The sequence below is a fragment of the Halobacillus sp. BBL2006 genome (assembly GCF_000786645.1).
In the GTDB taxonomy this organism is placed as follows: domain Bacteria; phylum Bacillota; class Bacilli; order Bacillales; family Halobacillaceae; genus Halobacillus.
This window is the reverse complement of the sequence record NZ_JRNX01000749.1, coordinates 1-8301: the sequence shown is the minus strand read 5'-3', so window position 1 is coordinate 8301 and position 8301 is coordinate 1. Positions and strand designations below refer to the sequence as shown.

The 8301-nt window shown below is 43.2% G+C and carries 11 protein-coding genes and 2 pseudogenes; 9 read left to right on the top strand and 4 right to left on the bottom strand.

Going from position 1 to position 8301, the window contains the following annotated elements:
* Positions 1–121 precede the first annotated feature (121 nt).
* Together LD39_RS19260 and LD39_RS19255 are read right to left on the bottom strand one after the other, a co-directional pair.
* The gene (locus LD39_RS19260) at positions 122–535 is read right to left on the bottom strand and encodes a DUF3021 domain-containing protein (protein WP_035552013.1); all 414 of its coding nucleotides are present in this window, start codon (positions 533–535) and stop codon (positions 122–124) included.
* Positions 532–990, bottom strand: a complete 459-nt coding sequence (locus LD39_RS19255) for a LytTR family DNA-binding domain-containing protein (RefSeq protein ID WP_035552010.1) — start codon at positions 988–990, stop codon at positions 532–534. Before LD39_RS19255 ends, LD39_RS19260 begins: the two co-directional genes overlap by 4 nt.
* A gap of 289 nt (positions 991–1279) precedes the next feature.
* Between LD39_RS19255 and LD39_RS19250 the strand changes: the two genes are divergently transcribed.
* The 7 genes from LD39_RS19250 to LD39_RS19220 all read left to right on the top strand — a co-directional run bounded on the left by LD39_RS19250 (position 1280) and on the right by LD39_RS19220 (position 6044).
* Positions 1280–1903 carry a TetR/AcrR family transcriptional regulator gene (locus LD39_RS19250; protein ID WP_035552007.1) on the top strand — a complete coding sequence of 208 codons (624 nt, stop codon included), beginning with the start codon at positions 1280–1282 and terminating at the stop codon, positions 1901–1903.
* A 19-nt stretch (positions 1904–1922) separates the two neighbouring features.
* Positions 1923–2807: an ABC transporter ATP-binding protein gene (locus LD39_RS19245; protein WP_035552002.1), complete on the top strand. Its 885-nt coding sequence runs from the start codon at positions 1923–1925 to the stop codon at positions 2805–2807.
* Between the two features lie 6 nt (positions 2808–2813).
* Positions 2814–3611, top strand: coding sequence for an ABC transporter permease subunit (locus LD39_RS19240; RefSeq protein WP_035551999.1), 798 nt, complete (start codon positions 2814–2816; stop codon positions 3609–3611).
* 16 nt (positions 3612–3627) lie between these two features.
* Positions 3628–4425 carry an ABC transporter permease subunit gene (locus tag LD39_RS19235; RefSeq protein ID WP_035551996.1) on the top strand — a complete coding sequence of 266 codons (798 nt, stop codon included), beginning with the start codon at positions 3628–3630 and terminating at the stop codon, positions 4423–4425.
* A 175-nt stretch (positions 4426–4600) separates the two neighbouring features.
* On the top strand, positions 4601–5089 hold the full coding sequence (locus LD39_RS19230; protein ID WP_231572619.1) for a hypothetical protein: 489 nt from the start codon (positions 4601–4603) through the stop codon (positions 5087–5089).
* Between the two features lie 25 nt (positions 5090–5114).
* Positions 5115–5534 carry a hypothetical protein gene (locus LD39_RS19225; protein WP_035551990.1) on the top strand — a complete coding sequence of 140 codons (420 nt, stop codon included), beginning with the start codon at positions 5115–5117 and terminating at the stop codon, positions 5532–5534.
* A 231-nt stretch (positions 5535–5765) separates the two neighbouring features.
* Positions 5766–6044, top strand: a complete 279-nt coding sequence (locus LD39_RS19220; protein WP_035551987.1) for a hypothetical protein — start codon at positions 5766–5768, stop codon at positions 6042–6044.
* A 70-nt stretch (positions 6045–6114) separates the two neighbouring features.
* Here LD39_RS19220 and LD39_RS19215 read toward each other — a convergent pair whose 3' ends face one another.
* On the bottom strand, positions 6115–6747 hold the full coding sequence (locus tag LD39_RS19215; protein ID WP_035551985.1) for an FMN-dependent NADH-azoreductase: 633 nt from the start codon (positions 6745–6747) through the stop codon (positions 6115–6117).
* A 241-nt stretch (positions 6748–6988) separates the two neighbouring features.
* Between LD39_RS19215 and LD39_RS23665 the strand changes: the two are divergent.
* A pseudogene (locus tag LD39_RS23665) lies at positions 6989–7123 on the top strand (MarR family transcriptional regulator); the annotation flags it as partial.
* An 18-nt stretch (positions 7124–7141) separates the two neighbouring features.
* On the opposite strand, the gene LD39_RS19210 reads toward LD39_RS23665, so the two are convergent.
* Positions 7142–7573, bottom strand: coding sequence for a MarR family winged helix-turn-helix transcriptional regulator (locus tag LD39_RS19210; RefSeq protein WP_035551982.1), 432 nt, complete (start codon positions 7571–7573; stop codon positions 7142–7144).
* 193 nt (positions 7574–7766) lie between these two features.
* Between LD39_RS19210 and LD39_RS19205 the strand changes: the two are divergent.
* Positions 7767–8301 (top strand): annotated as a pseudogene (locus tag LD39_RS19205) (MFS transporter); the annotation flags it as partial.

The window sequence follows — 8301 nt, the reverse complement described above, 5'->3', positions numbered from 1 at the left end:
CCGCCCACGGAAAGCGAGTGATTTCCCGGACCTCCTTTTTCTATTCAAGGCAACGGAAACATAAGAATGTCTCGGAACTGAGTCTTCAACAATCGGGAGCATTACAGAAATAGAGCTTTTTTTATTTGATGTGCTGCAATTCCTCATTGAGCTTTTTAGATTCATGCTTGAAATAAAGGTAAAAGGCGATCCAGCTTGCTGTGTATATCACCAAAGCGATGGCTAGGAAAAGGAGAATGCCTTGAGCCCCTTGAGGAATCCAGCCAATTCCATACGCCATGATAAAGTAAAGCACTATCACCGTCGCAAAGTGCAAAGCTGTCTGCTTCGCGAGGCTCAGCGAGTGAATTTCAAAGTAGAGCGGCGATACAGTGAACAACCAACCAGAGAACATATATCCTAAAGAGTTTTTCACAAAAGCGGTGGAGTCAAGCGCCGCCTGGTCTCCGAAATAGACGACAGCGAACGTGGCAAGGACGGCAAGAAACGCTCCAAAAAAGATTCCAATCATACTTCTGAATAAAAAGGTTTTCATTTAGTGGCCCTCCTGTTTATTTTCAAAACTTCTTTGATTTTTCCAACATAATGTCTGGATGCATACTCTTTCCCGCCAGATTTGAAGTGGACGGCGAGCGTGCCGTTAAACGATGGTTCAAAATGACTGATTTCATGGAGATTGGCGATTACGGATTTAGAGATCCGGATGAACTTGTTAGCTGGAAGCATTTCTTCCAGCTCATACAATTTTTCTTTTAGCTTGAAGGTGCCATCCGAGGTGGTGGCCAGAACTGAATCCCCTTCCGAATGAAAGTGGTGCACTTGATTTGGCCTTAAGATGTGCTGTTCTTCTCCATTTTTTCCTATGATGAATTCTGTTTTTCTCTCGTTTAGGAAATTAAGGATATCGTTGATAGAATCGTTCATTTCACTGCAGTGAATGGTGACGCTTGTTTCTTCATGTTTACGGTCGACGTCGAGTAAAACTTTCAATTTCATCCCCCTTTGTGGTGCGGCTTACTAAGGTTAGTATAGATCTGGAAACGTTGGATGTCATTAGAAGTCTGGTAAGACGCAGCGACCAGAGGGTGAGTGGCATCGATGCTTGTATAACTTACTGTCACTAGAAGACTGAGATAGCCTCTAAAGATGGTGTTGAAGGCTTTTTTAAATTGACGTCATTCTTTTTGGCAGGGCAGCGTAAAATTATATTGACCACACTGGTCAATCGCAGTACAATGTAATTGACCAATATGGTCAAAGTGGAGGTGGGAAAGGATAAATGGATTCGAAATTTCTAAATTTAGAGCAGGAAAAACGTGATCGAATCTTAAATGCAGCCTTGGCTGAGTTCGCTCAGCGCGGATACAAGCAGGCATCGACGAACCAGATTGTCAAAGATGCAGGCATTTCTAAAGGTGCTTTATTCCACTATTTCAAAAACAAGAAAGACTTGTACCTGTCTCTGTATGATCATTTTATCGATCTGTTTTTAACCCAAATGCAGGAACAGTTAGATTGGACAGAAAAAGATATTTTCATAAGAAATCGAAAGCTTGCTTCCATAAAGATTGAATTATTTCATCGTTATCCTGAAATCTTCAATTTTCTAAACAGCGTTCTTACAGAAGATGCCCGGGAAATTCAAAAAGCCTTACAAGTAAGAAGGGAAACGTTTCTAAGTCAAAACTATAAAGAAATGATGGCTGATATCGATCCTTCTCCTTTTAGAGAAGGTGTGGATGTCGACAAAGCCGTAGATGTCATTACATGGTCTCTGGAAGGGTTCTCCTACCGGCAGCAGGCGAAGGTGAAAGGGAGAAAGTTGGATGAAATCGATCTTGAAGAAGTGCTTGATGAACTAGATGACTATATTGAGGTGTTAAAGCAGTCCTTTTATCAATGACAATGGGGAGGCGTCGAGAATGAGTGTCATCAAAATTGATCACTTAACAAAAATGTATGGGAAATCAAGAGGCGTGTCAGACATCAGCTTTGAAGTGGAAGAGGGAGAGATCTTCGGATTCATCGGACCGAATGGAGCCGGTAAATCGACGACGATTCGGACGCTGCTCGGCTTGATTCATCCGACAAGCGGAGGGGCAACGATTTTTGGGAAGGACATTACGGTTTCAGGCCCTGCTATTGCCGAGGACATCGGCTATCTTCCGTCTGAAGTGTTTTATTATGACCATATGAAAGTGAACGATTTACTCAAATACTCGGCAAGCTTTTATAAAAAGGATTGCGGCCACCGGATCAAAGAGCTCGCTGAGATGCTTGATCTCGATTTGACGAGGAAAATCGAGGATTTATCTTTAGGGAACAAAAAGAAAGTCGGTATCATTCAGGGGTTGCTTCATGAGCCGAAGCTTCTGATCTTGGATGAACCGACTAGCGGACTCGACCCGCTCATGCAGCAGAAGTTCTTCAACCTTTTGAGGGAAGAAAATAAAAAAGGCGTCACGATTCTTTTTTCCTCGCACATCTTGAGTGAGGTCCAGCGTTTGTGCGACCGTGTGGCCATCATCAAGGATGGGGAAATCGTACAAGTCGAACGGATTAGTGTGCTGAAGGAGAAGAATCATAAAAGCTTTAAGATCGAACCGAAGGGAGAGCTTGATCTCGAGACCTTCAACCTCCCCGGTGTGACCGATTTGAAATGGGAGCATCATGCGATCCGCTTCTTATATCAAGGCGACATCAATGAGATGATGAGAAAAATCGCCGAAGTCGAAATTGAGAATGTGTGGATTGAAGAGCCGGATCTTGAGGAGATCTTCATGCACTACTATGAGAAGGAGGCGTAGGGGATCATGAATATTTTCATGCATGAACTGAGAGCTTACCGAAAAGCGACACTCCTATGGACGCTTTCGCTCATGGGCATCGTCGTGCTTTTCCTGTCCTTCTACCCGTCGATCGCCAGTGACATGGATGATTTCACAGCTTTGCTGGAAGGATTTCCGGAGCCGGTACGTGAAGCGTTCGGCATTCAGCTGGAAAGCCTGGGAACGATCACTGGCTTCTATGCTTATGTATTTTTGTACATCTCTCTCTGCGGCGCCATTCAGGGGATGACGATCGGCGTATCGATTCTTTCGAAAGAAGTCCGAGAAAAAACAGCTGACTTTCTGCTGACAAAACCGGTCTCAAGGACAAAAGTATTAACAGCAAAGCTAGCCGCTGCTTTCATCTCCTTGCTTTTGACGAATGTGGCTTTCATCGCCACGGTCATGGCGACCGCTTCCGTCATCCAAACCGAAGCGTACAGCAGTGAAGTGATGGTTTTAATTTCATTGACCCTGCTGTTTACTCAGCTTATTTTTCTCGCTTTAGGGATATTGATCGCCGTTGTTTTTCCGAGAATCAAATCAGTACTGACCGTTTCTCTTGGAATCGTCTTCGGTTTCTTTTTCATCAGTATGATCGCCTCCATCGGTGAGGGTGGAGCCAAGCGGTACCTGTCGCCTTTTCAATATTTCGATCGACAATACATTATGCAGCACTCCAGCTATGAAACGTCGTTTTTGCTCACAGCCATCGGGATCGTAATCGTGTCGCTTGTCGCGAGCTTTGTTCTGTATCGACGTAAGGATATCCATACCGTTTAAAGGGAGGGGAACAATCATGAATGTTTACTGGCGTGAAATGAAAGCACATCGGAAAGCACTGATCATCTGGTGCATCGGGATGGTCGCTCTAATTGCAAGTGGTATGGGCAAATACGCAGGGTTCTCTTCCTCGGGGCAGTCGATGGATGAATTGATGGGCGCGATGCCGGAATCGCTCCAAACGATCACGGGGATGGGAAGCTTTGATTTGTCGCTGGCCACCGGGTTTTACGGCGTTCTCTTCTTGTATATGGTTCTCCTCGCTACGGTGCATGCCGTCCTCTTAGGAGCAACCATCATTTCTAAGGAGGAGCGCGACAAAACGGCTGAATTTTTGTTTGTGAAGCCCGTTTCGAGAACGAAAGTCATCGTAACCAAAATGTTCGCCGCCCTCACGAATGTGCTCGTTCTTTCGATCGTCTCAGCGATTACCAGTCTTCTAATGGTCGGTTACTACAGTGATGGCGAACCGTATATCGAGAGTATTCTTGTTACGATTGTAGGCATGCTGATTTTGCAAATTCTTTTTCTCACGATCGGCATGATGGTAGGGGCAGGATATAAAAAATCTGGAAAAGCCGCTTCGCTTTCCTCAGCCATTCTGCTGCTGTCGTTTTTGCTATCCGTTGCGGTCGATTTGAACGATGCGCTGGAAGGGTTGAAGTACTTCACTCCGTTCAAGTACTTTGAAGCGGATCAAGTGATGTACGGGGGGGGGTTGGATCCAGTCTATATCGGATTGTCGGTTGCTCTCGCTGTGATTTCAGCGCTGCTTACACTGATGTTTTATAGAAAAAGAGATTTACACGTATAAACAAAAAAGTCAGCCTCTCCTGGGAGAGAGGCTGACTTTTTATTTTACTATTTATAAATGAGGAAGGAGTGAGAGAGTGCAGGAGGTGGAGGATATTACCTTTTCGCAGACGCTGATCCTATTGTTATAGTAAGGCTGAGCAAGAAATTGAAGTGCTGTTGAAGAGGTGTTGATGGTGGAAGGGTTTATCGTTATCTTTAGTTTCTTCGCAATTGTTTCCTTTTCATTAATAATTACAAGAATATGTGTAAAGAACGGTTTGAATGAGAAATTCGCTAGACTATTATTTAGCTTATTGGTAGGAACAGGTGTAGCAAGTTTAATGATTCGATTAACTAGAAAAGTGAATGAGCCGGAGGATGTCCCCGTCTTATTTCTGATCATTATGCTTTTGTTTGGATTGATCGCATGGGTCAATGCCAAAGGGTCTTACCCCGTAAGAAAAAGGGGTACGTTTCAATTTAACTACAAAAACTATAACTTGTTGGTTGATCCCTTAACTATAACAGGTGGAATAAAGAAAGTGCCTGAACAAATGAGAGATTCCTGGAAAGACTTAAAACGCATTCACAAAGCTTTACCTATTCTGTTATTTTTAGTTTGTTTGATCCCACCTTTAGTAATGACTTTTATAGCTGTCTACAAAGAGTGGATTCAACCATGATTAGTAATTTAGGCAGGTGGTCCAAGTGAAAAAAGTAATAGATTTGCTACGCGATAATCACAGGCTCTATTTGATTACTCTTCTCTGTGTGTTTATCTTCCTAATTGGTTCAATGGCGATGACCAACCTCTCTCAATTTTGGGGGCAGCGGTTGATTATTATAAATATAAGTATAATGGTGTATTTGATGGTCTTTCTCGGCGTGGACCCTATTCTTAAAGGTATTTTCCTAACAATGATCCCTTTTATAATCCTAGTGATCATAAATGAATTAATAGTCTTTGTTCCAACTGATATGAACAAAAAGTGGATCGATGTTGATACCGCTAGAGGAGGAGGGCCTTATTCCATCCTTGCTTTTATTACGCTTGTTATAGTGATAAAGGTATTTAAAATAACCCCCTATATTCGAAGTCTGGAAGAAGACGTGAAAAAACATCCATGAATTCCGAAAAAGGTTAGTGATCCCAGTGATGTTCGAACAGTTTAATAAGAAGCAGAACAAGAAAGATAGATTTCGTTCCTTTCTTGATAATTTTCTGGAAGGATGCGTGGGGGTTGGTTGTTTAATTCCAATGTTTTTCTCGCTATCCGCCCTGGGGCTTATGCTTTTGACACTATGATAATTCCTTGATTTCATTTCGCTAGAGTAATAGGGAGGACAATATTAATTATCATGTTGTTTAAACAAACAGGTATCGAATGGATTTTCCAAATCTTATTGATAGCTATAGGGGTGTTTTTCTTGTTTTATGGATTTAAATACACACCTGAAAAGCATCAAAAAGCACGAGAACAATCAGAAGTTGATCTTAGAACAAAGAAAGACTTTCAATACAAATGGCTGGCAAAGTTTATCATGAAAACTCCCTGGTGGTCAGGCAGGATCTTTTTTATCATCATTGGAGTATTCATCGTTTTCTTAGCTGTCATAGGTAAGGGTTTGTTTCAATGATGGAACTCTTAAAAAGACGTCTAAATAAAAAAGGTCAGCCTCCTGGTCGGGAGACTGACCTTTTTATCAATTATGCGTTTTGATAAGTCAAGTTAGAAGCGGAAGCAGCGACTTTTTCAAGCCCTTCCTGAACGATCTCATCAGCTTTATCCGGGTTCGCATTGTGCCCTTCGATGATCACTTCATCTTTAAGCTGCATGCCGAAGAATCCAGCGAATACGTTCTTCATATAGCTCATGGACATTTCCATTGGAGCCATAGCTGGGTCGGAATAGTTTCCGCCGCGTGCGTTCAGCAAGATAACGCGTTTGTTCTCCATAAGCGGTACCGGGCCGTTCTCTGTATATTTGAAAGAAAAGCCTGCTTCAGCAACATAGTCAACGAATGTTTGCAGCTTCGCAGGAATCGTGAAGTTCCATAGAGGGAAAGCAATCACGACAACGTCTGCTGCGCTAATCGCATCCTTTGCTTTTTGCTTCGCATCCATCAAGCGTTGTTCATCGTCATTTAGCGTAACGCCTTCCTGGATTTTTCCTAGAGCAGTAAATAGCTCCTGGCCGAGATAAGGCATGTCCTCACTAAAAAGGTCATACGTGCTGACCTTTACATCTTCTGTTGCTTTTATATTATCTAGGAAAGTTTCATACATCTTTGTTGAAATCCCGTCTGGACGGTTGTTGGCTTTGACAACGAGTACGTTCATAACTGAAAAACCTCCTGTTGTTTTTAATCACAACGCCTATTATAATATCTCGAATTCGAGAGTTCAACGAATATGTTCTGGTAAATGTGCTAAAAGGTACCAAAGAATCAGATATAGAAAAAGACGAGGACTTTTCGCCTCGTCTTTTTGTATTATACAGATTTTGCTTCCAATTCAACTTCCATGTTGTCACGAGTTGCTCGGGAGTAAGGGCAGACTTCGTGTGCTTTTTCAACAAGCTCTTCGGCATCCACAATACTTAGTTTTGTTAGCGTTATGGGAAACCGATCCGATGCCGGTGAAAGATTTAGGGAAGAGGTTGTACCTTGATTCGGGCACGCTTACTCCGATGCTCAAGCGGATGGAAGCAGAAGGGCAGCGTGCGCTTTTGTTCTTACAAATTCATCTTTTGATTCACCGTCTGATTGTATTTTTGCAGCAAATGGCCGAACTTTTCCTTATCCTCTTCCGACCAATCTTCGAGAATGCGGGCTAAGCGATCGAATCTCCGCTGTTTATTCTCTTCTAATTCCTGCGACCCGATGGCTGTGATCTGATAAAAGTAAGCTCTTCCATCTTCGGGATTCGGAATCTTTTCTACGTACTTTTTCTCCACGAGCGCCGCCGCCTGCCGGCTCACCGTAGAAATATCCAAATGTAACTCCTCTGCCAACGATTTAACCCCTGCCGGACCGTAGGAGGATAATTGACGTAATAAAATATAGGCAGAACGATCGAGACTGTCATGGCGTTTTTCAGTCAAGACAATTCGCCGGATAAAATCGGTCACCTGTTGTTCAATTAAATCAAGAGATTCATCGCTCATCATTTCCACCTCAACTGTAATGCTTCTCCTTTGATGATACCATCAAATCTTACTATTGACACTTCTCCTTATATAGTTGTATTATACAAACATTATATTGTAGGGTACAACTAAATGGCGGAACTAAATGACTTCCTTCCAAAAAGGAGGGGGAAATCCGCAACTAAAATTTATGAGGTAAGGAGAAATGAATATGGCCGTGCAACCTAAACCGGTCCCGGACGTTTCTATAGCGGAAGAGCCGGGAATTTTACGTCAGCCGAAAGCGGTCTGGGCTGTGTTTTTTGCTTGTATTATTGCTTTTATGGGACTTGGACTCGTTGATCCGATTTTACCGGCGATCGCCAAGCAATTGGACGCCTCTCCAAGTGAGGTGACGTTACTGTTCACCAGCTACAATGCCGTCATGGCCGTAGCAATGCTTGTCACAGGGGTGATCACTTAGAGAATCGGCATGAAGCGGACACTTTTGTCAGGCATCGTCATCATTGCTTTGTTTTCTGGATTAGGCGGGTTTTCGAATGGAATTTGGCAACTCGTATCCTTGCGTGGAGGATGGGGCTTAGGAAACGCTTTGTTCGTAGCTACAGCATTAACGGCGATTGTTACGTTATCCAATAGTGGGAACGCGAAGGCGATTATTTTATACGAAGCAGCGATAGGGTTAGGGATCTCGGTAGGTCCATTGATTGGCGGCTCTTTAGGTGCGGTTTCATGGCGGGGGCCAT